The sequence below is a fragment of the Synechococcus sp. GFB01 genome (assembly GCF_001039265.1).
Taxonomy (GTDB): Bacteria; Cyanobacteriota; Cyanobacteriia; order PCC-6307; family Cyanobiaceae; genus NIES-981.
In genome coordinates this window covers 16,937-39,613 of the sequence record NZ_LFEK01000010.1, presented here as the reverse complement: position 1 = coordinate 39,613, position 22,677 = coordinate 16,937, and the positions used below count along the sequence as shown (strand labels likewise).

Annotated in this window: 17 protein-coding genes and 4 pseudogenes; 9 read left to right on the top strand and 12 right to left on the bottom strand. The window is 66.7% G+C overall.

Features of this window, described 5'->3' with window-relative positions; genetic code table 11:
* The first annotated feature begins 19 nt into the window (after positions 1-19).
* Positions 20-355 carry a YbaB/EbfC family nucleoid-associated protein gene (locus SYNGFB01_RS02000; RefSeq protein ID WP_048016712.1) on the top strand — a complete coding sequence of 112 codons (336 nt, stop codon included), beginning with the start codon at positions 20-22 and terminating at the stop codon, positions 353-355.
* On the opposite strand, the gene rsgA is transcribed toward SYNGFB01_RS02000, so the two are convergent.
* From rsgA to grpE, 4 genes are read right to left on the bottom strand one after another with little or no spacing between them, the layout of a single operon-like run.
* Positions 318-1,379 (bottom strand): ribosome small subunit-dependent GTPase A, encoded by a 1,062-nt coding sequence (gene rsgA, locus SYNGFB01_RS01995; RefSeq protein WP_048016711.1) that lies wholly within the window; start codon positions 1,377-1,379, stop codon positions 318-320. The two genes, SYNGFB01_RS02000 and rsgA, sit on opposite strands and share 38 nt — an antisense overlap.
* Entirely contained in the window at positions 1,372-1,620 is a 249-nt protein-coding gene (locus tag SYNGFB01_RS01990) for a sulfurtransferase TusA family protein (RefSeq protein ID WP_048016710.1), read from the bottom strand. The genes rsgA and SYNGFB01_RS01990 overlap by 8 nt, the downstream gene beginning before the upstream one ends.
* Positions 1,620-2,744 carry a molecular chaperone DnaJ gene (gene dnaJ, locus SYNGFB01_RS01985; RefSeq protein ID WP_048016709.1) on the bottom strand — a complete coding sequence of 375 codons (1,125 nt, stop codon included), beginning with the start codon at positions 2,742-2,744 and terminating at the stop codon, positions 1,620-1,622. Before dnaJ ends, SYNGFB01_RS01990 begins: the two co-directional genes overlap by 1 nt.
* Positions 2,744-3,472 carry a nucleotide exchange factor GrpE gene (grpE, locus tag SYNGFB01_RS01980; RefSeq protein ID WP_048016708.1) on the bottom strand — a complete coding sequence of 243 codons (729 nt, stop codon included), beginning with the start codon at positions 3,470-3,472 and terminating at the stop codon, positions 2,744-2,746. Before grpE ends, dnaJ begins: the two co-directional genes overlap by 1 nt.
* A gap of 114 nt (positions 3,473-3,586) precedes the next feature.
* On the opposite strand from grpE, the gene SYNGFB01_RS01975 reads away from it, so the two are divergent.
* From SYNGFB01_RS01975 to SYNGFB01_RS16100, 4 genes are all read left to right on the top strand, one after another.
* Complete coding sequence (locus SYNGFB01_RS01975; protein WP_082325803.1) at positions 3,587-5,068, top strand: GspE/PulE family protein; 1,482 nt, start codon at positions 3,587-3,589, stop codon at positions 5,066-5,068.
* A gap of 6 nt (positions 5,069-5,074) precedes the next feature.
* On the top strand, positions 5,075-6,163 hold the full coding sequence (locus tag SYNGFB01_RS01970; RefSeq protein ID WP_048016707.1) for a type IV pilus twitching motility protein PilT: 1,089 nt from the start codon (positions 5,075-5,077) through the stop codon (positions 6,161-6,163).
* Positions 6,164-6,286: 123 nt separating this feature from the next.
* Positions 6,287-7,141, top strand: a complete 855-nt coding sequence (locus SYNGFB01_RS13615) for a type II secretion system F family protein (RefSeq protein ID WP_369795452.1) — start codon at positions 6,287-6,289, stop codon at positions 7,139-7,141.
* Positions 7,142-7,151: 10 nt separating this feature from the next.
* Positions 7,152-7,505: a type II secretion system F family protein gene (locus SYNGFB01_RS16100; protein WP_072061515.1), complete on the top strand. Its 354-nt coding sequence runs from the start codon at positions 7,152-7,154 to the stop codon at positions 7,503-7,505.
* A 1,223-nt stretch (positions 7,506-8,728) separates the two neighbouring features.
* Here SYNGFB01_RS16100 and SYNGFB01_RS01965 read toward each other — a convergent pair.
* Positions 8,729-9,990 (bottom strand): annotated as a pseudogene (locus SYNGFB01_RS01965) (NAD(P)/FAD-dependent oxidoreductase).
* Between the two features lie 19 nt (positions 9,991-10,009).
* Between SYNGFB01_RS01965 and dusA the strand changes: the two are divergent.
* Positions 10,010-11,056 carry a tRNA dihydrouridine(20/20a) synthase DusA gene (gene dusA, locus SYNGFB01_RS01960; protein WP_048016706.1) on the top strand — a complete coding sequence of 349 codons (1,047 nt, stop codon included), beginning with the start codon at positions 10,010-10,012 and terminating at the stop codon, positions 11,054-11,056.
* Here the strand turns inward: dusA and SYNGFB01_RS01955 are convergent.
* The 7 genes and pseudogenes from SYNGFB01_RS01955 to SYNGFB01_RS01925 all read right to left on the bottom strand — a co-directional run bounded on the left by SYNGFB01_RS01955 (position 11,050) and on the right by SYNGFB01_RS01925 (position 18,157).
* Positions 11,050-11,523: an RNA-binding protein gene (locus tag SYNGFB01_RS01955; RefSeq protein WP_048016705.1), complete on the bottom strand. Its 474-nt coding sequence runs from the start codon at positions 11,521-11,523 to the stop codon at positions 11,050-11,052. The genes dusA and SYNGFB01_RS01955 overlap by 7 nt on opposite strands.
* A 55-nt stretch (positions 11,524-11,578) precedes the next feature.
* Entirely contained in the window at positions 11,579-12,973 is a 1,395-nt protein-coding gene (argH, locus tag SYNGFB01_RS01950) for an argininosuccinate lyase (protein WP_048016704.1), read from the bottom strand.
* A 21-nt stretch (positions 12,974-12,994) separates the two neighbouring features.
* Positions 12,995-14,416: a PP2C family protein-serine/threonine phosphatase gene (locus SYNGFB01_RS01945; protein WP_369795451.1), complete on the bottom strand. Its 1,422-nt coding sequence runs from the start codon at positions 14,414-14,416 to the stop codon at positions 12,995-12,997.
* Positions 14,417-14,452: 36 nt separating this feature from the next.
* Entirely contained in the window at positions 14,453-15,997 is a 1,545-nt protein-coding gene (ftsY, locus tag SYNGFB01_RS01940; protein WP_048016703.1) for a signal recognition particle-docking protein FtsY, read from the bottom strand.
* Positions 15,997-16,666 (bottom strand): annotated as a pseudogene (gene nusB / locus SYNGFB01_RS01935) (transcription antitermination factor NusB). Before nusB ends, ftsY begins: the two are co-directional and overlap by 1 nt.
* The gene (locus SYNGFB01_RS01930) at positions 16,666-17,394 is read right to left on the bottom strand and encodes a DUF502 domain-containing protein (protein WP_048016702.1); all 729 of its coding nucleotides are present in this window, start codon (positions 17,392-17,394) and stop codon (positions 16,666-16,668) included. The pseudogene nusB and the gene SYNGFB01_RS01930 overlap by 1 nt, the downstream one beginning before the upstream one ends.
* A 91-nt stretch (positions 17,395-17,485) precedes the next feature.
* Positions 17,486-18,157, bottom strand: coding sequence for an HpsJ family protein (locus SYNGFB01_RS01925; RefSeq protein ID WP_048016701.1), 672 nt, complete (start codon positions 18,155-18,157; stop codon positions 17,486-17,488).
* Between the two features lie 44 nt (positions 18,158-18,201).
* Between SYNGFB01_RS01925 and queG the strand changes: the two are divergent.
* The 3 genes and pseudogenes from queG (at position 18,202) to SYNGFB01_RS01910 (ending at position 22,676) form a co-directional block, all read left to right on the top strand.
* Positions 18,202-19,163, top strand: a pseudogene (gene queG, locus SYNGFB01_RS01920) (tRNA epoxyqueuosine(34) reductase QueG).
* 24 nt (positions 19,164-19,187) lie between these two features.
* On the top strand, positions 19,188-20,084 hold the full coding sequence (locus SYNGFB01_RS01915; RefSeq protein WP_048016700.1) for a tetratricopeptide repeat protein: 897 nt from the start codon (positions 19,188-19,190) through the stop codon (positions 20,082-20,084).
* Between the two features lie 89 nt (positions 20,085-20,173).
* A pseudogene (locus SYNGFB01_RS01910) lies at positions 20,174-22,676 on the top strand (DNA topoisomerase (ATP-hydrolyzing) subunit A).
* Position 22,677: the final 1 nt, after the last annotated feature.

Genomic DNA, 22,677 nt, shown 5'->3' with positions numbered 1-22,677 from the left:
TGCCAGCGAACCCCACGGCATGGCCGGCTTCGGACTTCCCAACTTCGGTCAGCTCACCGAGGCCTTCAAGAAGGCCCAGGAACTGCAGCAGAACGCCCAGAAACTCCAGGAGGAGCTCGACGCCATGGAGCTCGAGGGCCGCAGCGGCGACGGCCGGGCCAGCATCTGGCTCTCGGGCAACCAGCAGCCGCTGCGGGTGCGGCTCGCGCCCGAGCTCCTCGCCGAGGGGCACGAGCGCTGCGAGGCGGCGGTGCTGGAAGCCCTGGTGGCGGCTTACGAACTCTCCACCGGCACCATGAAGACCCGCATGGAGGAACTCACGGGTGGTCTGAATCTGCCAGGTCTGGGGAGCTGAGCCGCTGCCGCTGGCGGCGCCGGGAGGGCTGACGCCACGCCGGCGCCAGGCGTGGCTCCAGACGGTCACCGCGGCGGCGCAGTCCCGCTTCATCGTCACGACCGGCGTCAATGGCTCCCGGGCCCGTGCGCCGAAAGCCCGCCTGCTCCTCCTGAAGATCGGCCAAGCAGCGGCTGTAGAGGCCGTAGCGGTCCCAGTCGCTGCCCACAGCGCAGCCGGGTTCCCCCAGATGGAGGCAATCGGCATAGAGGCAGCGGGCCTCGCCGAGGCGCTGGCGCAGCTCGGGAAACAGCAGCGCAAGGGCAGCCGGGTCGCCCGGCAGCTGCGGGCGGTTGAAGCCCGGCGTATCGGCCAGCAGCGCACCCGGGGCCACGGCGAACAACTCCACGTGACGGGTGGTGTGGCGACCGCGCTGCAGCCGGCCCGACACCGCAGCCACCCGCAGCTGCAAATCCGGCCGCAGTCCATTGAGCAGGCTGCTCTTGCCCACGCCTGAGGGTCCGCAGAGCACTGCGATTCCAGGCCGCCCGAGCTCGGCGCGCAGCTGCTCCAGACCCAGGCCGCGCTGAGCCGATGTGACCAGGGGCTCATACCCCCAGCAGCGCAGCCGGCCGCACCAGAGCGCCACAATTTCCTGGGGCAGACGATCGGCTTTGGAGAGCACCAGCAGCACGGGCTGGCCGGTGGCTTCGGCAGTGATCAGAAATCGGGTGAGCTGATCGGGATCGAGGGGCGGCTCCGCCAGCGACACCACCACCACCACCCGCGACACGTTGGCCACGGCTGGGCGCTGCAGCAGTGAGTGGCGCGGCAGCCGCTGGGCGACCGCTCCCCTGGCGGCGGCCCAGTCGATCCCATCCACCTGCACCCGATCGCCGACACAGATGGTCTGGCCCGTCTTGCTCAGCCGGGTGCGGCGGGTACAGAGCAGGCGCCGGCAGTCGCCCGGCCCGGGCTCATCCAGTTCGACCCAGCAGTAGTTCGCCTGCAGGGCGACCACCAGGCCGGTGCGGCCGTCAGCCACGGCGCACGATCCGCAGCCTCACGGCCGCCTGAGCCTGGGGGTGGGGCTCGATGCTCACGGCATGACCCTCGCCCCGCAGGCCCTCACTCACCATCTGCTCCGGTTCACCGGCATCCAGGTCCACCTGGAGCGAGGCGCCCGGCTCCAGCGTCTCCAGGGCCAGCCGGGTGCGCACGTAGTTGAGCGGGCAGGGTGTACCCCGCAGGTCGAGCCGCGCTGAGGGCTGCAGGGGTCGAGGCATCAGTGCCCCCCGAACAGACCACCGAACAGGCCGCTCTTGTGGTGATGCTTATGGCCTCGGCGGGTGTGGTGACCAGCCAGGCCCTCCAGCAGCTCGCGCTCCTCAGCGCTGAGCTTGGAAGGCAGCTGAACCTTGACCGTGAACTGGTGATTGCCGCGGGCCACCGGATTGCCGAGCCTGGGCACACCCATGCCCTGGAGCGTGAGCACCGCGCCGGGCTGGGTGCCGGCGGGAATCTCCAGCTGGCGCTGACCGTCGACGGTGTCGACCTCGATCGTGTCGCCGAGGATCGCCTGCAGATAATTCAGCGTGATCTCGGAGTGGATGGTGGTGCCCTCGCGGCGCAACTGCGGGTGGGGCTGAACCGTGAGGAACACGTAGAGATCGCCGGCCGGGCCGCCGCGCTGGCCGGCGTTGCCCTCGCCGGCCACCCGCAGCCGGGTGCCGGTATCCACCCCGGCCGGGATGTTGATGCGCAGTTTCTTGCGCACCTGTTGCAGTCCCTGACCGCCGCAGGCGCTGCAGGGGTCGGCGATCACCTGACCAGCCCCCTCACAGCTGGGGCAGGGCGCCACCTGGGTGAAGCTTCCAAAGGGGGTACGGGTGGCACGACGTACCTGACCCACACCTCCGCAGGTGGTGCAGGTCACCGGTCCGCTGCCGGCCTTGGCGCCCGAGCCGTCGCAGGTGGAGCAGGTTTCCAGATGGCGGATCTGAACCTCCCGTTCCTGGCCGACGATGGCCTCCTGGAAGCTGATGCTCAGATCGAGGCGGAGATCGTCTCCCTGTCGCGGCCCTCGCCGCCTTGGGCCGGCGGGCCCGCCCATGCCGCCACCGAAGCCGCTGAAGAAGGTTTCGAACAGATCGGCAAATCCACCCATGTCGCCCATGTCGGGCATGCCGCCACCGCCGAGACCTGCCTCGCCGAACTGGTCGTAGCGGGCGCGGGTCTGGGGATCGCTGAGCACCTCATAGGCCCGACCGATCTCCTTGAACGTGTCCTCAGCGCCGGGATCCTTGTTGACGTCGGGATGGTACTGACGGGCAAGGCGCCGGTAGGCACGCTTGAGGGTGTCGGCGTCGGCGTCGCGGCTGACCCCCAGCAGCTCGTAGTAGTCGGCCATCAGCCGGCCTGCTCCTCGCCAGCGGGCTGGGCCCCGGCCGACTCGGTGGCGGCGGCTTCAGGGCCGGGATTCACTCCGCCCGGGCCGGGGCCCATGGAAACCTTGACGAGGGCATGGCGAATGACCCGGTCGTTGAGCACGTAACCCCGCTGGAGCTCCTCGATCACGATGTCCTCGGGATGGGCGTGGCTTTCCTCCCGCAGCACGGCCTCATGCAAGTTGGGGTCGAAGGGCTCGCCCTCAGCTCGCATCGGCGAGACCCCCAGTTGCTTGAACACCTCCACCAGCTGCTTGTAGAGGCCCTGATAGCTGCGGTGGAGCGTCTGGGCCTCCTCGTGCTGGGGATTGAGCTGCTGGCGGGCCCGATCGAAGTTGTCGACCACCGGCAGGATCTCGCTCAGGGTGGAGCAGACGATCTGGAGGCGCTGGTCCTCATTGTCGCGGCTCTGACGCTTGCGGTAGTTGTCGAAATCAGCTGCCAGGCGCATGTACTGGCCGTTGAGGTTGTCGTAGTCAGCGCGCAGGGCCGCCAGCTCGGCCTCGAGGCGTGAGGCCCGGTCGTCATCGCTGCTGGCCATGCCCGCCTCAGAACCAGCCGGATCACCAGAAGCATCAGCCAGGCCGGGAGCGGCACTGTCGCCCAGGGCCCCTGAATCCCGAGAAACGGTCTGATCAGCGGCGATCTCCGCCGGGGTGGTGTCAGCGTCCATGGGGAAGTCGCCGCTCATGACTGGCCCGAGCCAAACATCGGATGAGGTCATGTTGAACGGGCAGCGGCTCCCGCCACAAGCTGCGGAAGCCCGCACCTCGAACCTGGCGGCAGAGAGGCTGCCCAGCCCACAATGCCGCTAGACAGGAAGTCCCCGATCTCAGCGGTCCCCATGGAGCCGTCCGGCCTTGAGAGCCCCACCGTGCGACGCTCCCTGCTCCAGGATCTGCGGTTCCCCAGCAGCCAGGACGCCCAGCCAGCCGTGGAGTCGCAGATCGAGGTCCTGGAGCCACCCGGTGCCAGGAGTCCCGACACTCCCGTGATCAACCTGGTCAATCAGATCCTGGTCGAGGCCCTCGACTGCGACGCGAGCGACATTCACGTGGAACCCCAGGAATTCGGCCTGGAGGTGCGCTTCCGGCAGGACGGCGTGCTGAGGAAGCATTTCGAGCAACTCCCCGCCAGCCTGATTCCGGCCGTCACCTCGCGTTTCAAGATCATGGCGGACCTCGATATCGCCGAGCGTCGCCTGCCCCAGGACGGCCGCATCCGCCGGATCTACAAGGGGCGCAAGATGGATTTCAGGGTCAGCACCCTGCCGAGCCGCCATGGCGAGAAGGTTGTGCTGCGCCTGCTCGACAGCAACGCCAACCAGCTGGGGCTGGACCACCTGATCACCAGCGAACGGGCACGCCAGCTGGTGCGGGAGATGGGCTCGAAGCCNTACGGGATGATCCTGGTCACGGGACCCACGGGATCGGGCAAGTCCACCACGCTGTACGCCATGCTCGCGGAGCGCAACAATCCGGGCATCAACATCTCCACAGTCGAAGATCCGATCGAATACACCCTCCCCGGAATCACCCAGACTCAGGTGAACCGGGACAAGGGATACGACTTCAGCCTCGCCCTCAGGGCCTTCATGCGCCAGGACCCGGATGTGCTCCTGGTGGGCGAGACCCGTGATCTGGAAACCGCTAAGACCGCCATTGAAGCGGCTCTGACAGGGCACCTCGTGCTGACGACCCTGCACTGCANTGATGCGCCTGGCGCGATCACCCGCCTTGACGAAATGGGCGTTGAACCCTTCCTGGTGAGTTCCTCCCTTATCGGCATCATCTCCCAGAGGCTGGTGCGTCGAGTCTGCCCCACATGCCGGATCACCTATCGACCCGATCCAGCCGAATTGAGGCGTTTCGGTCTGTTGGCCAGCCAGGAGTTTGAGACCAGTTTCTACAGGGCCAACATCACGGCGCACGGCGCNGTCGACAGCTGCCCAACCTGTCAGGGAACGGGTTACAAAGGGCGCATCGGTGTCTTTGAAATCCTGCAGATGACGGAACAGCTATCAACAGCAGTATCCAGCCGTTCCACCACCGATCAGTTGCGCAGGATGGCCCTTGAAAATGGCATGAAAACCTTGCTGGGGTATGGTCTCGATCTCGTTCGAGAAGGCCGGACCACCCTTGCCGAAGTGGAACGGATGCTGTTAACTGATGCCAGTCTGGAGTCCGAGCGTCGGGCCCGATCCCTGAGCTCCCTGACCTGCAAAGGCTGTGGTGGGGGCCTGGATGAGGACTGGCTCGAGTGCCCCTATTGCCTCACTGCCCGCTAACCAGCCATGGCCAGCACCGGATTGATGATCGAAGATCTGTTGGCTCTCCTGGTGGATAATGGGGGCAGTGATCTTCACATCAGCGTCGGGCTGCCGCCCTACGGGCGCTTCAACGGCCAACTGAGGCCGATCCTGCAGCAAAGGCTTGACCCAGAAACCTGCGATCGGCTGATCTTCTCAATGCTCAGCACCTCACAGCGCAAATTGCTTGAGGAAACCTGGGAGCTGGATTGCGCCTACGAACTTCAGAATGTTGCACGCTTCCGTGTCAACGTCTACCGACAGCGGGGAACTTTTGCTGCCTGTCTGAGATCTCTGGGCAGCGAGATCCCTTCACTCAGCTCCCTTAATCTTCCTCCCATCGTGGAAGAGATCAGTCGCCTGCCCAATGGGTTGGTGTTGGTGACAGGACCCACAGGGTCTGGCAAAACGACGACCCTGGCCTCGATTCTCGACAGCATCAATCATAGCCGATCTGAACATATTCTCACAATCGAAGACCCTATTGAATTCGCAATTGAATCCAACAAGAGCGTGATTCACCAACGTCAATTGAATGACGATACCCATAGTTTTGCAAATGCCCTGAGAGCCGCCTTGAGAGAAGATCCAGATGTGATTCTGGTTGGCGAGATGCGCGATCTTGAAACAATCCAACTCGCCATCACAGCTGCAGAAACTGGTCATTTGGTGTTCGCCACCCTGCACACCAGCTCTGCTGCCCAGACCGTGGACCGCATTGTCGACGTGTTTCCGCCGAGCCAACAGACTCAGGTGAGGGTGCAGCTCAGCTCAAGCCTCAAAGCAGTCTTCGCCCAAACGCTCTGTCAACGCTACAAACCCAGAGTCGGCGAGCGGGGGCGTGTGATGGCTCAGGAGATCCTGGTCAACACTCCAGCCGTCGCCAATATGATTAGGGAAGGAAAGACAGCCCAGATTTATTCACAACTCCAAACGGGCGCCCAATATGGCATGCAGACCATGGAAAGAGCACTCGCCGACCTCGTTCTTGCCGGCGACATCACCTTGGAGCAGGCCACAACCAAGAGCAGCCGACCTGAGGAATTGAAACGTCTAGCCGGAGAACGAATCTGATGGCAACCTTCACGGCCACTTACAAGGACAGACTTGGACGAGATCGCAGCCTCTCGATTCAGGCTCCGGATCTGATGATGGCGAAGCACATATTGCGACGGCGCGGCATCATCAGCTCCCAGATTGAACGACAAGAGCGCCTCCCATACGGTCAACGAGGAACACGAGCAGCAAAAANCAAAAAACCCCTCCGCAACACTATCAGTTTCTCTGTTCGAGAAACCTCCGAGCATTACCGAGAAAGCTTTGTTCGCCAACAAACTGGCAGCTTTGCTCAATGCTGGGGTACCAATCGTCCGCAGCATCGAGTTGATGGCGAGCCAGCAGAAAAACCAACTGTTTCGACGAGCTCTGATTGATGTTGGTGCAGCTGTGAGCNAAGGGCAGAGCCTGGCATCATCGATGCGGAGTTGGCCAAAGGTTTTTGACGGCCTCACCGTGCCAATGGTGGAAGCTGGAGAAGTCGGCGGTGTGCTGGATGAAACCTTGCGTCGTCTCGCAAAACTTCTTGAAGATCGATCTAAGCTTCAAGGCCAGATGAAGGGGGCAATGATCTACCCATTGGCTGTATTGAGTATCGCCATCTTGGTTTTTCTTGGCATGACCTTGTTCATTGTGCCAAAATTTTCAGAAATGTATGAAGGGCTCGGCGCTGAACTGCCCGCTTTTACTCAACTGATCGTCGCATTCAGTGAGCTTTTAAGGTCTCCCATTGCCCTTCTCTTGATCGCTATACTGATTGGAGGCGTAATGCTTTTCCGAGGGTACTACGGATCTCCAACAGGCAGGAGAACAGTGGATTTTCTCATCCTGAAACTGCCTATTTTTGGTGAGCTCAGCCTAAAAGCTTCCACAGCTCAATTCTGCCGTACCTTCAGCGCGCTGACTACCGCTGGAGTACCAATGCTGACATCACTCGAGATCGTCAAAGACACCACAAGAAACGCCATTATCTCTGANCTCGATCAAAAGCAGTAGCGAGGATGTAATGCAGGGAATCCCCCTCAGTGAATCTCTCCAACGCAAGAACGTATTTCCTGCAATGGCGTTGTCCATGCTGGCCATTGGCGAAGAAACAGGTCAGATTGATAAGATGTTGTCCAAGGTTGGAGATTTCTATGAGGACGAGGTTTCAACCTTAACGAAAGGGCTAACAAGCTTACTTGAGCCCATCATGATCATCATTGTTGGCCTTATCGTAGGAACTATTTTGCTTGCAATGTATTTGCCAATGTTTTCTATTTTTNGAGAAGATCAAATAGCGTCTCTGGGCTTAGCCTCGGTCATCCTTGGTCAATCAATTCACAGTCACGGAAGGGTTGGCTCCCCAAAACCTGCCTGACGCCGGACAAAATCTGTGATTACCGTTCAGTCTTGAGTTGCTGTGCAGCGAGCGGTGCAACCAGCGATTCACTGAAGGCTTCACCAAGGCCATGACGCGCATACCACTGCCAAAACGTGCCCCAACGAGAGGTCGATTCCGCCGCAGCCGCTGCTGTTGGCTCTGCTGTTCCGCTGGTTTGTCGGCCTGACCCGCACGATCCCGTCTGGCATCCCAGCACCGATGGCCTCCGGCCGACTTCGGCTACACCATGAACCGCGAACCGTTGCTCGATGAGCAACTCATGGCGGCGTTCCTCGAGCTGTTACTGGCGGCGCCGGCCGTCATGCCGCTGCTCAGTTCAGCGCACGTCTCGGTCGATGGCACCCTGTTGCAGGCCTGGCCCTCCCACAGTTCGCTGCAGCGGATCGACGGAATCGACGACGTTCCACCACCGACCAGTGGCGGCAAGGGATTCGGCGGCTCAACCGGCAAGGAAAGGACGCGCCCCAGGGGTGATGTCCGGGGCCTGCCTCAGCGACCTGGGGCACTGCCTCATGGAGAACCGCCTCGCAGCGGAAGGAGCGACTTCCGGAGCCACGGTGCGGTCGTGGCCAGCGAGATCACCCCAGCAGACGGCTATGGGCACCGTGCGGCGGCCGGCCGTACGGATGGCGCGCGCACGTGGCGTGACCACCAGAAGACACCGGGGCCGACAAGGGCTATGACACCAGGGATTTCGTGGCCGATCTGCGCTTCTCAGGCATCAGGCCCCGTCGCCCAGAACATCCACACCCTTGGCCACTCCGCTATGGATCGCCCCACCTTTCATCATCCGGNCTACGGCCAATCGATCCACGACCGCAGGCAGATCGATCAGGTGTTTGGCTGGATCGAGACGAAGTCTTCTCCGAAGGAGTAACTGGCAGCAGGGCTGAGGCAGCTCAAGGCTCGGGTGCGATCACGGGTGGGGTGTGTGTTCCGGCTGCATGCATGGGTTACCTGCAACCTGGTCGACCTGGCCCACCTGCTCAGCCCGCAGGTGGTGCCGGCATGAAAGGGAAGCAGCGAGGGGATCAGGAAAGACGCTGCTTCTGGCAAAGGCTCCTGATGCCGGGGGGCGGGGGGGGGGGACGCTGCAGAAAGCGAAAAAATCCGCCTGGGTGGAACTGACCATGACCATGGCCCCCTACGGCCCAAGAGAGGACGGCAGGATTTGATTTGACGGCGATTTCAGCAGCCTCCTAATCCTTGGCAGAGGGTGGTTCAAGGCAGGCCTTCCCAGCCAGCCAGCCCGAGGTCCAGCAGTGCTGGAAGTTGAACCCACCGGTTACGCCATCCACATCCAGCAGCTCCCCCACCAGAAACAGGCCAGGCTGGAGACGGCTTTCCATGGTCGCCAGGTTCACCTCCCCCAGCGGCACCCCTCCCGCGGTGACGAACTCTTCACCGAAGGGGCCGCGGCCACTCACTTGGTGATGGCTGCTCCTCAGCGCCTCCAGAAGTGCCAGGTACTGGAGCCTGCTGAGATCGGCCCAGCGCTGCTCGGCAGGAATCGAGCAGCGTTGCAGCAGGTGACTCCAGAGGCGGCGGCTGAGTTCGGGCCAGGGTCGCCAGCTCCCCAGCTGCCGACGGGCCTGATGCTCCCGGCAGGCGAGCAGACGGTGTTCGAGCTCCGACGGCCCCAGGCCGGGAGCCCAGTGGATGCGCAGTTCGCCGCGGTAGCCGCACGTCCGGAGATCGCGGGCGGCAAAGGCCGTGAGCCGCAGCACGGCAGGGCCGCTCAGGCCCCAGTGGGTGATCAGCATCGGGGCCCGCTCACGGAAGCGCTGGCCATCCGGCAACTTCAGCTCCAGCTCAGCCGGATCCACGGCCAGACCCGCCAGGGCCAGCAGGGGATCGCCGGTCAGGGCCAGAGTGAACAGCGACGGCACCGGCGGCACCAGGCCGTGCCCCAGGCCACTCGCCAGCTGCCGGCCGCTGGGATGGCTGCCTGTGGCCAGCACCAGCCGCCCAGCCCCCATGGTGAGGCGGGCTGAGCCTCGTCGGAGCTCCAGCTGAAAGCCGTCACCGGCAGACGGGGTGGCCCGCAGCAGACTGACGCCGGTGTGGAGCCGCACACCGGCAGCGGTCGCTGCACGCCGCAGGCAGGCGACCACGGCCTGGGAGCGGTTGGCTCGGGGGAAGAGGCGTCCATCGGGCTCCTCCACCAGCTCGAGGCCGTGGGCCTCGAACCAGGCCACCGCATCGCCCGTGGCGAAGCGGGAGAACGGGCCGCGCAGGGCCCGCCCACCGCGCGGATAGTGACCCACGAGGCGCGCGGATCCCAGCAGGCGTGAGTCACGTTGCAGCGACCGCCGCCGCTGATCAGCACCTTGTGCAGCGGCTCGGGCGTGGACTCAAGGATGTGCACATCGCCCGCGCCGGCCTCCGCAGCACTGATCGCGGCCATGAAGCCGGCGGCTCCGCCACCGGCCACCACCACGGCCGCCCGTTCAGGGAGCATCACTGGAGAGGATGGAGGCATGCAGCATGCCGCCTGGCCGCGTCACCGCTTCAGTGTGGCGCCGATGATGGACTACACCGATCGGCACTTCCGGGTGCTGATGCGGCAGATCACCCGCCACAGCCTGCTCTACACCGAGATGGTGGTGGCACAGGCACTCCACCATGCCCGCTGCGAGCCGGGTGCGGCGCAACTGGGAGGGCGGCTGGAGCGTCTGATCGGTTTCGACCCCGTGGAACGCCCCCTGGCCCTGCAGGTGGGCGGCGATGACCCCGGGCTGCTGGCGGAGGCTGCCCGGCTGGCGGCCGACTGGGGCTACGACGAGATCAACCTCAATGTGGGGTGCCCCAGCGAGAAGGTGCAGAAAGGACGCTTCGGGGCCTGCCTGATGGCCGAGCCGGATCACGTGGCCCGCTGTGTGGCGGCGATGGCAGCCGCGAGCCCTCTGCCGGTGACGGTGAAGCACCGCATCGGCATCGATCACCGCGACTCCTATGCCGAACTGCTGCGGTTTGTCGACACCGTGGCCGAGGCAGGCTGCCGGCGCTTCAGCGTGCATGCCCGCAAGGCCTGGCTGGAGGGGCTCGATCCGAAGCAGAACCGCACGATCCCCCCCCTGCGTTACGAGCTGGTGCACCAGCTCAAGCGCGATCGCCCGCAGCGGCGGATCGAACTCAACGGCGGCCTGCAGTCGCTCGACGACTGCCGCGCTCATCTGCAGGCCAATGGCTTCGGCACGAGCCTCGACGGCACCATGGTGGGTCGGGCTGTGTACGACCATCCACTGCGCTGGTGCGGCATCGACCGGGAGCTGTTCGAGGATGCCGCCGCTCCGGAGACGGTGCCGCCCTCGCACGTGCTGCGCGGGCTGTTGCCCTACGCGGAGCGGTGGTGCGGCCGTGGCGGGCGGCTCTGGCCGATCGCCCGCCATCTGGTTCATCTGGTGGAAGGCGTGAGCGGGGCCCGCCACTGGCGGTATCAGCTCAGCAGGGCCGCCGGCGATCGCAACGCCGCTCCCGAGGTGCTGGAGCTGGCTGCCCGGCAGCTGGAGGAACGGGGCTACTGAAACGAGTCGCCACCGCCGCTGCGACGCCTGCGGGTGCGCCCGGCAGCGAAGGCATCGCCCCCTTCACCACTGCTGCGGTCCTCCCAGCCACGGGTTCCGGAAGCGCGCTCGCCGCCGGAGGCGTAGCCACCACCGCCGGAATAGCCACCGCCACCGCCGCCATAGCCGCCGCCGTAGCCACCGCGACGGGGAGCTCCACCGCCGCCGCCACCGCCGCCACCGCCACTGCGCGGTTCAGCCTTGTTGATGCGCAGCGGCCGACCCATCAGTTCGGCACCCTGCAGCGCCTCGATGGCACGGGTTTCGCTCTCGTCATCCGCCATCTCCACGAAGGCGAAGCCGCGCTTGCGCCCGGTGTCCCGCTCCAGGGGGAGGGCACAGTTCACAACCTCGCCATAGGGTGCAAACAGTTCGGAGACGTCTTCCTTCTCGGCCCGGAAGGGGAGGTTGCCGACAAAAATACTCACGACAGTGACTGGAGGCCTCACAGGCCCTAACGGAGTCAGCCTAGGTCCGGCACCATCAACTGCCCAGACGGGCCCTGTGATGCTGCAGCTGGAGCCTGACCTGCTCGAAGGCCGTGCCCCCCTCGCTGCGGCGGGCCGCCACCACCTGGCGGGGTTCGATCGCCGTGAAGATATCGGGCCCGAAGGCGGGGTGCAGCTCCTGCCAGCGCTGCAGCGGCAGCTGACGCAGCAGGATTCCCTCGGCGAGGCAGGTCTTCACCAGACCGCCGACGAGCTGGTAGGCCTCCCGGAACGGAACCCCATGGGCCACCAGGTAGTCGGCCACATCGGTGGCGTTGGCGAAATCGGATCCCACCGCCGCCTCCAGCCTCTGGGGGCGGAACTCGATGCCCTCCTCCAGCAGGATCGTCATCGCCTCCAGGCAATCGAGCACGGTGGTCACCCCGTCGAACAGGGCTTCCTTGTCTTCCTGGAAATCCTTGTTGTAAGCGAGGGGCAGGCCCTTGATCATCGTGAGCAGGCCCATCAGATGGCCGAACACACGGCCGCTCTTGCCCCGCACCAGCTCGGGCACATCGGGGTTCTTCTTCTGTGGCATCAGGCTGCTGCCGGTGGCGCAGCGGTCGGAAAGTGCCAAGAAGCCGAATTCCTCCGATGCCCAGAGGATCACCTCCTCGGCCAGGCGGCTGAGGTGGGCCAGCACCAGGGAGCCGGCCGCCATGAATTCCACGGCGAAGTCGCGGTCGCTCACCGCATCGAGGCTGTTGGCGTAGATCGCCTCGAAGCCGAGCTCGGCCGCCGTGGCGCGGCGATCGATCGGCACCGGCGTGCCGGCCAGGGCCGCTGCCCCCAGCGGGCAGATGTTGACCCGCTTGCGCACATCGGCGAGCCGGTGGCGATCGCGCTCGGCCATCTCGATGTAGGCCAGCAGATGATGGGCCAGGCAGATGGGCTGGGCCCGCTGCAGATGGGTGTAGCCCGGGATCAGCGTGTCGGCATGGCGCTCGGCCTGGCCGAGCAGCGCCCGTTCGAAGCGCAGCAGGGCGTTGTCGATCACGTCGATGCGACGCCTCAGCCACAGGCGCAGATCGGTGCCCACCTGGTCGTTGCGGGAGCGACCGGTGTGCAGTTTCTTGCCGAGCGGGCCGAGCAACTCGATCAGCCGCCGCTCCACGGCGAAGTGCACATCCTCGGCTTCGAGCCCCGGGTTGAAGGCCCCCCGCGCCGCCTCGGCCCGCACCTGCTCGAGGCCTTCGATCAGCTCGGCCGCCTCGACCTCGCTGATCACACCGCAGCGGCCCAGCATGCGGGCGTGGGCGATGGAGCCGTCGAGGTCCTCCTGCAGCAGGGCGATGTCGAAGCCGATCGAGGCGTTAAAGCGCTCGATGGCGGGATGCAGCCCCTGATCGAAGCGGTTGCTCCAGGTGGAGGCCGAAGACTCAACAGCCATCGAGGCAGGCGGGGCGACGCTTCAGCTTGCCATCGGACTTCCGCCGGAGCCGACGGGCAGGGAGGGCAGCAGCACCTCGTCGCGCAGCTTCAGCACGACCATCGAGGCGTCATCCTCAAGCTGGCGGTCGGCCCCCACGAAGCGATCGAGCCTGGCGAACAGGTGATCCAGGATCGCCTGGGCCCCGACACCGGAGCGGCAGACGCCATGGAAACTGCGCTGCAGCCGCTCCTCATCGAAACGATCGCCACTGAAGCCCGTCGCCTCGGTGACACCATCGGTGTAGAGAAGCGCCACATCGCCGGGATCGAGCACGCTCTCTCCCACGCCATAGTCGGCATGACGCTGCAGGCCGATCAACAGGCCCGGGGCATCGAGCCGCTCCACCCGGTTGGCCCGTCGCCGCCAGAGCAGCGGCGGATTGTGGGCCGCATTGGCGTAGCGCAGCAGTCGGCTGAGAGGGTCGTAGTCGGAATAGAAGAGGGTCACGAAACGGTGGGAGCGGGCCAGATCCTGCTGGGCCAGCTGGTTGAGATCCTGCAGGATCCGATCGGGCGCGAGGCCGCTGAGCACCTCGGCCCGCAGCATGCCGCGCAGCAGGGTCATCAGCAGGCCTGCCGGCACCCCCTTGCCCATCACATCGCCCATCACCAGCGCCCATCGCGCCTGCTCGAGCTGCTTTCCCTGCAGGTTCGGCTGGGTGGGGATGAAGTCGTAGTAGTCGCCACCCACCTCGTAGGCGGGCCGGCAGCGAGCGGCGAGCTCGACCCCCTCGATCACCGGACAGCGATCCGGCAGGAGCTGGGCCTGGATCTCGGCGCCGATGCTGAGCTGGCGATCGAGCCGCTGATGGCGGCGCAGATTCTGCTGCAGACCATCGCTCTCCAGAGCCACGCCGCAGAGATCGGCCACCAGCTGCAGGTGACGGCGCCGGATCTCACTCCAGCCATAGCCCTCGCGTCGGCTGAACACATAAAGCCGGCCATGCAGCTGGCTGCGCGCCATCACCGAGGTGGCGAACAGCTGCACCTCTCCGAGCGTCCGGCCGATCCGCTGGTCCAGCCAGGCCGCCACGGAGGCCTCCCCCTGCAGGGCGGTGAGTTCGCTGTCAGGCGCTGCAGCGAGCTGACGCAGCGCCTCGCTGCAGCGCTCCTGGGGCACGGCCTGCAGCTGATCGCGCCAGAGCTTGCCGTCCTCATGGAGGGGCACCAGCAGGGAGCCATCGGCCTCCATCAGCTGGCTCACCACCAGTGGTACGACCTCCAGAAAGCGGCCGATGTTGGTGAAGCTGCGCAGCAGAAAGGCCAGCGAGGCGATGAGCTCCTGGTTGCGGCGCTGCTCCCGGCTGAGGCTGTCCATCAACTGGCGCAGCGTTGCCGTGGCGTCGGCCTGCGCAACGGCTGGATGGGCTGCTGCTGGGCGGGATGGCGGCATCTGGCTCACCGCACGGCCGCTGCGGAGCCTGCAAGATAGCCGGCCTCAGCTGGCCAGCAGGGCCTCCACGAATTCAAAGCTGTTGAAGGGCCGCAGGTCGCGGATCCCCTCACCGGCGCCGATGAAGCGGATCGGCAGACCGGCCTCGGAGGCCACCGCCAGGGCCACGCCGCCGCGGGCACTGCCATCGAGCTTGGTGATCACCACGCCAGTGAGGCCAGCGGCACCGGCAAAGGCCATGGCCTGCTTGAGACCGTTCTGCCCCTGGCTGGCGTCCAGCACCAGCAAGGACTCCACCGCAGCGTCCGGGGCCAGCTTGTCGACGATGCGGCGCACCTTGGCCAGCTCCTCCATCAGGTTGTGCTTGGTCTGCAGACGACCGGCGGTATCGACCAGCACCAGTTCGGTGCCATGGGCCCTGGCGGCGCCGATCGCGTCGTAGACCACGGCAGCGGGGTCGGCGTTGGCCGTGGGGTTGGCGATCACCGGCACGCCGCTGCGCTCACCCCAGACCTGCACCTGCTGCACGGCTGCGGCTCGGAAGGTGTCGGCAGCGGCGATCAGGCAGCTGTAACCGCTGCGCACAGCCAGATTGGCGAGCTTGCCCAGCGTGGTGGTCTTGCCCACGCCATTCACCCCCACCAGCAGCCAGACGTTGAGGCGATCCCGCTGGGGCGCGAGCAGGGGAACGCCACTGCGCTCGAGAGGGGCCTCAAGGATTTCACGCAGCTGCTGCTTGAGAAAGCGGATGCCTTCGCTGGGCTCCACGACCTCCTGGTTGAGCCGCCGGCGCAGAGCCTCCAGAACCTGATCGGTGGCGCTCACGCCAACGTCAGCACGCAGCAGCGTGGTCTCGAGGTCGTCGAGCACCTCGGGGGTGAGGGGNTCATCGCCGAGGTTCTCCAGCAACTGGGTGACGAGCCCGCGCCGGGTCTTCTCCAGCCCCTGACGGAGGCGCCCCAACCAGTCGATCTCCTCCAGCGACACCTGGTCAGCACGTTTGCCCTGGGCCGCCAGCACCTCCGCACTCCAGGTGAAGCTCTCGTCGAAGGCACCGAGGCGGGGTTCGGCCTCCTCGCTGCTGTCGGCGACCGCCGGCATGGGCGCCGGAGCGGGAACAGGGCCGATCTCGGCCTCATCGGCCGCTTCGACCACCAGGGCCTGCTGNCGCTCGGCACGCCGAGCCGCCGCCTGCTCCAGCAGGGACGGTCCGTCATCAGGAATGGGAGCGGCCGCAGGCGTGGCGGGGATCTGCTCGGACTCCTGTGCCGCGGGCGGCGGAGCAGCGGTGGGAGCCGGGGCAACCTGATCGCGGCTGGTGTCGGCGGCCGCGGGCGGCTCCTGCTCGGCGGCCCGTCGGGCCGCCTCCTGCTGGGCCTTGAGGCGGGCATACGCCTCGCGGGCCCAGGCCAGTGCGTCCTCATCGAGACCGGAGCCCGAGGCGGAGCTGGAGGGCTGGGCCGCAGGGGAAGCCGTGGCGGCCTCCGCCTGGTCGGCGGTCGGCTGCAGCGGGGAATCGTCAGCCGGCTCGGGGTCGGCTGGCCGGGAGTCGGGGCGAGCCGCGGCGCGATTGAACCAGTCGTAGACCATCAGCTGCCCGAGATCGGCTGTGGCGCCGGAACCTGCCCCTTCGCCGCCGCCGTGGTGAAGCGGCGCAGCACGCCGTTGATCATGCGGCGGCCCTGCTCGTCGCTGTAGCGGTTGGCCAACTCCACCGCCTCGTTGCAGGCCACCGCTGCGGGTGTGGCGAACTCACGCAGGTCGACCACCGCCAGCCGCAGGATGTCGCGATCGATGCGGGGCAGACGACTGAGCCGCCAGCCCTCCATCACCCCATCGAGCTGTCGGTCGATGGCCTCCCGCCCATGCAGCACCGCACGGGTGCGAGCGATGGCATTGCGGCGCACCTCCTCCTGGTCGGCGAGCAGCAGCAGGCGCGGCAGCTCCAGACTGGCGGAGAGCCGATTGAGAGCCTGCTCGGCGGCGGCCAGGCCATCGCGCAGGTGCTGGCGCACACGCGGCAGCTGATCCGCGCCCGCCTCCTGCAGCTCGCTGTCGAGCAGATGCTGATCGGCGCTCTGCAGATCAGCGGCGGAGCGGTCGAGGGCCTCGCGCACATGCTGGCTGAGACTGGNCCAGGGCCTGGTGCAGCAGAGCCTCCAGAGCGGTGTCGGCTGCCGGCGCCGGCTCACCTGCGCGGTCGCTGACCTGGCCGAGCATCAGCAGGGCCAGTTCACGGGACAGGGTGCGGCTCTGCATCAGGACAGTTGGGGAGCCCGCAGCTGGGCCAGCAGGCTGGAGAAGCTGCGGTTGGAGGGGGTTTCGCGCTCGTCGGGGCTGACGATTCCCGCCGAGATGATCGTGCGGAAGGCATCCTCGACCGAGAGGTCGAGATCCTTCACCGAACGCTGGGGAACCACCGCATACCAGCCCGTGGTGGGATTGGGTGCGGTGGGAATGAAGACGCTCAGCATGACTTCGTCGAATCCGGCCTGCAGGCTGGTGCCCAGGGTTCCGGTGACAAATCCCAGGGCATAGAGACCNTCGCGGGGATACTCGACCAGCACGACACGCCGAAAACGGCTGGAATTGCCCTGCAGGAAGGTTTCCAGCAGCTGCTTGAGGGTCTTGTACACCGACCCGGCCAGCGGAATCCGCAGCAGCGTGCCCTCGCCGAATTCCAGCAGCCAGCGACCCACGATGTTGCGCGCCATCAGACCGATCAGGAGGATGCCCAGCAGAGGCACCAGCAGGCCCACACCAAGGTTGATCAGTTCCTGCAACACCGGATTGAGGGTGTTGAAGGGGTTGAACTGCTTGGGGATCGAGGTGAGAAACGCCAGCACGAAGCGGCTGACCGTGGTGGCCAGCCAGATCGTGGTGGCGAGAGGAATCACCACCAGCAGACCCGCGATCAGATCGTTCTTGAGGTCCTGCTGGAGGCGCTCAGCCAGGGGCTGATCGGGACGAGGGCTGGATTGAACCAAGTGGAAACCCGGAGATCCGGCCGTCAGTGCGCTTCAGGCAACTTAGCCAGCCGCCAGGCTGGCTGGTTCCCAGGGGCCTGCCAGGCGACCCTCAGACCAGGGCCACCAGGGCGACCAGGGCGAAGCCGATGGCCAGCAGCACGGCACGGCCGGTCACCCCGAAGCGGCGCTGCTGCACAGCCAGATCACGACCCAGACGCGCCTGGGCCAGCTGTTGTTCAGCCCGCTCCAGCTGGGGCTTGAGCTGGGTGTCGATGAATTCCTGGGCCTTCTGTTTCTTGAGCTCGGGGCTGGCATCGGCGGGGATCCGGCCCTCGCGCTCAGCCTCGGCGATCAAACGGTCGATGAAGGCCGGATCCTGCACCTGCTTTCTCTGCATCTCCAGCTGACTGGTCTGCATCGCGATGGCCGACTCGGCCTGATCCACCTGCGCACTGAGGGCCTGGCTTGTGCTGATCGAGACGGGCACCGCCACCAGCATCGCCAGGGTGAGCAGGGCAGCCAGCAGCCCAACAATCCAGCGCAGGGGCGTGCGGCCTGAGGCCAGCTGATCCAGCCTGGCACCGAACAGCATGATCAGCAGACCCACCAGGGCCATCGGCGCTTCATCCACCAGCCGGTCCACCACCACCTGGCGGAAGGGCTCGAAAGACCACTGCCAGCTGGCCAGCAGAACCAGCATCTGCAGGCCAAACAGGGCCACCAGGGTGAGGCCGAGCCAACGCAGAACAGGGGCCAGCCGGCCGGAGGCAGCAGGAGTCACAGAAGATCGCAGCAGACTGAGGGAGTGGCGCAACTGTACGGGTGATGGCGGACGACGCCCACCGGCTCCTGGCGGAGCGGCTGAAGCAGCAGGCACGCCAGCTGGGCTTCGATCCGGTGGGGATCGCCAGCGTCCCGGCCGGGGAGCGCCTGGCCCTGCGCACCGCAGCCCTGGAACGCTGGCTCGCCGCCGGCCACCAGGCGGGCATGGGCTGGATGGCGACCCGCGTCGCCGCGCGGTGGAGGAGCTGCTGCCCGGGGTGCGCAGCCTGCTGGCGGTGGGACTCAACTACTACGTGGATGCCGAGCGGGCGCCGGGAGCGCTGAAGGTGGCCCGCTATGGCTGGGGACGCGACTACCACCGCGTCATCGACGGCCGGTTGCGGCGGCTGGGCCGCTGGCTGGAGGAGCGGAAGCCCGGCGTGCGCTGGCGCGCCTGCGTCGACAGTGCCCCGCTGATGGACAAGGCCTGGGCCGAGCAGGCCGGCCTGGGCTGGATCGGCAAGCACGGCAATCTGATCCACCGCCAGCGGGGCTCCTGGCTGTTGCTGGGCCATCTGCTCACCAGCCTGCCGCTGCCGGCCGACCAGCCCGGCCGGCCCCTCTGCGGCCGCTGCAGCCGCTGCATCCCGGCCTGCCCCACCGGCGCGATCACGGAACCCTTCGTGGTGGACAGCCGCCGCTGCATCGCCTTTCACACGATCGAGAACCGGGAGGCTGACCTGCCAGCGGAGATCGCCAGCCGGCTAGAGGGCTGGGTGGCCGGCTGTGACATCTGCCAGGACGTGTGCCCCTGGAATCAGCAGCCGCTGCAGAGCACGGCGGATCCAGAACTGCAGCCACGAGCCTGGCTGCTCGAACTGCAACCGCATCAGGCCCTGGGCTGGAGCGAGAGCGACTGGGACGAACGGCTGCGGGCCTCCGCCCTGCGGCGCCTCAAACCCTGGATGTGGCGCCGCAACATCCAGGCCGCCGGCTCGGCTGCCAGCCCTGAGGCCGGTCCCTAGGCTGGCGCCATCTGTGGTGTGCCGATGGCGCCGCGCTGGCTGCGAGCCCTCCCTGTGCTGGCCCTGGGCTGGAGCCTGGCCCTGGGTCTACCGGCACGCGCTCTGGTTCCCTATGCCTACGTGCCGCGCTCGGTCGAGCTGGAGGCCGCCGGGCTGGGCATCGCCCAGGCGGCGGCCCGGCTGCTGCGGCTCGGCCAGGCCGACGATGCCGCCAGGCTGGCGGAGCTCACGGTGCGGCTGCTGCCGGAGGATCCGCGCGGCTGGGTGCTGCTGGCCGAAGCCCAGCTGCGCAGCAACCAGCTGAAGCCGGCTGCCCAGTCGCTGGCGAAGGCCAAGCTGCTCGATCCCCGCAATCCCGGCATCTGGTTCGCCGAGGGCTCGCTGGCGCTGCGCGACGACCGTCCCCAGGAAGCGGTGACCCTGTTGGAGGAAGGCCTGCGCCTGGATGGGGACAATGCCAGCGCCTACTTCGATCTGGGCAATGCCCGCATCCTGCTCAACCAACCCGGACAGGCTCTCGCGNCCTTCGAGAGGGCGGCGAAGCTGCGGCGTGATTTCTGGGAGGCGATCAACAACCAGGCCCTGGTGCTGTTCGAGCAGGGTCAGACCAAGTCTGCGGTGGAGCGCTGGCGGCAGGTGCTCGGCATCAAGCCGGACGCAGCCGAACCGAGCCTGGCCCTGGCCGCCGCTCTCCACCAGCTGAAGGGGCCCCAGAACCCCGAAGCGCTCCAGCTGGCGGACAAGGCCCTGGCCGCCGAACCCAACTACGTGCTGGAGAGCTATCAGACCACCCAGCTCTGGGGACCGCGGCTGCGGGCCGCCACCCAGGTGCTGTTGAAGGAACCGGCACTCCGCCCGGCGGTGGAGCGTGCCCTGGCCAATGCCAGCACCGAGGACGAAGGGGCTGAGGAGGAGCTCTGAATCGCAGTCGCACCGGCAGACGGCTTCCGAAAGGTCTTGGCACGATCAGTAGGCTGAGCGCCAGCTTCCTCCCCTGACACCAGCACCGGATGGCCGAGGAGCGCTCAGGAGAATCGAACGAGCGGAACGGCGATCCGCGCATCCAGCCGATCGAGCTGCATCAGGAGATGCAGCGCTCCTACCTCGAATACGCCATGAGCGTGATCGTGGGGCGGGCGCTCCCCGATGTGCGCGACGGCCTCAAGCCAGTGCAGCGGCGCATCCTTTACGCGATGCACGAACTGGGCCTGACCCCGGACCGGCCTTTCCGCAAGTGCGCCCGGGTCGTGGGCGATGTGCTCGGCAAGTACCACCCCCACGGCGACCAGGCTGTCTATGACGCCNTGGTGCGCCTGGTGCAGACCTTCGCCAGCCGCCACCCTCTGCTGGATGGCCACGGCAATTTCGGTTCCGTCGACGACGACCCGCCGGCCGCGATGCGGTACACGGAAACCCGGCTGGCACCGATCGCCAACCAGGCCCTGCTCGATGAGATCGGCGACGACACGGTCGATTTCGCCCCCAACTTCGATGGCTCCCAGCAGGAGCCCACGGTGCTGCCCGCCCAGCTTCCGTTCCTGCTCCTCAACGGCTGCACCGGCATCGCCGTGGGCATGGCCACGAGCATCCCGCCCCACAACCTCGGCGAGGTGGTGGACGCACTGATCACCCTCATCCGCAAGCCGACGCTGAGCGACGAGAAACTCTTGGAGCTGGTGCCGGGACCCGACTTCCCCACCGGCGGTGAAGTGCTCACCGGCAGCGGTGTGCGCGAGACCTACCTCTCGGGCCGCGGCAGCATCCCGATGCGCGGCGTGGCCCACATCGAGGAGGTGCAACCGGGCAAGGGCCGTCATCGCCGCAGTGCCGTGGTGGTCACCGAACTCCCCTATCAACTGAGCAAGGCCGGCTGGATCGAGAAGCTGGCGGAACAGGTCAACGACGGCAAGATCGGAGGCATCGCCGACATCCGCGACGAGAGCGACCGCGAGGGCATGCGTGTCGTGGTGGAGCTGCGCCGCGACGCCAACGCCGAGACGGTGCTGAACGAGCTGCAGCGCCGCACCGCCCTGCAGAGCAACTTCGGAGCCATCCTGCTGACGCTGGTGAACGGCCAGCCGCGGCAACTGAGCCTGCGACAGATGCTTCAGGAGTTCCTCGATTACCGGGAACTCACCCTGATCCGCCGCACCCGCCATGCCCTTCGAAAGGCCGAGGATCGGCTCGAAGTGGNTGGAAGNNCTGATCAGGGCTCTCGATGACCTGCCACGAGTGATCGAGATGATCCAGCAGGCCCGCGACGCCTCGAGCGCGCGCGCCAGCCTGCAGGTGCACCTGGATCTCAGCGAACGCCAGGCGGATGCCGTGCTGGCGATGCCGCTGCGGCGGCTCACCGGCCTCGAGCAGGAAGGCCTGCGCCAGGAGGCGGAGGATCTGCGGCAGGAGCGCAGCCGCCTGCGCCACCTGCTCGATGACCGCGGCGCCCTGCTCGATGCCATGGTGGCGGAGTTCAGGGCGCTCAGGAAGCGCTATGCCACGCCACGCCGCACCCGCCTGGTGGAGGGTGGCGATGTCCTCGTGGCGCAGCGGGCCGCCGTGTCCCGTCCCAACGCCGAGCTGCAGCGCCAGCAAGCCTTGGACGCCCTCTCGAACGACAGCCGGCTGCTGATCCAGGCCGATGGCAGTGTGCGGATCGTCGGTCCGCAGCAGCTGGGGCGACTTCACCTCGATGAGCCCGCCGAACCGGGTGAGCATCCCGCCCCGGCGCGGATGATCCTGGCGGTCAGGGCAAGACCGGCACTGCTGGCCTTCACCGATGCGGGCAGGGTGGCCCTGCTGCGCTGGGAATTCGCCGGCCAGCAGCCCGGCACGCTCGAGAGGTTTCTGCCGGAGGGCATGGCGGGGGAGCGGGTGGTGCAGCTGCTGCGGCTACCCCAAGAAACTGCCGAGACGGGCGTCAGCATCGGCCTGCTGAGCAGCGATGGCCGCTTCAAACGGCTGCCGCTGGAGGAATTCCAGGAGCTCTCCGGCCGGGCGGCTTCCGTGCTGCGGCTGAAGGAGGGCGTCACCCTGCAGCGGGTGCTGCTCTGCCGGGAGGGGCAGGAACTGGTGGTGGGCAGCAGCACCGGCCGGCTTCTGCGGCTGGCGGTGAACGAGGCCAACCTGCCCGTGATGGGGCGAGCAGCTCAGGGCCCTGCACTGCTGCGCCTGCTGCCCGGTGAGCGGGTGGTGGGGGCCGCTGCCGTGGAGTCCGGGGGGGATCTGCTGCTGGCCAGTCGGCTCGGTCAGCTCAAACGCCAGGCCGTCGACGAGCTGCGCTCCTGCGCCCGGGGCGATCTGGGCCAGATCGGCCTGCGTTTCGCCCAGCGCGACGACGAGCTGGTGGATCTCTGCCCGGCGGATGCCCCGCTGGTGAGCGTTCAGGCCGGCGGCATCAGTCTGCGGCTCGATCCCGCTGGGCTGGCTCAGGAACCGGGCAGCGACGCCGGTGAGCGGCTGAACCTGCCGAGCGGTGCGACGGTCACCGCCGTGCTTCCGTTGCTGACGGACTGAG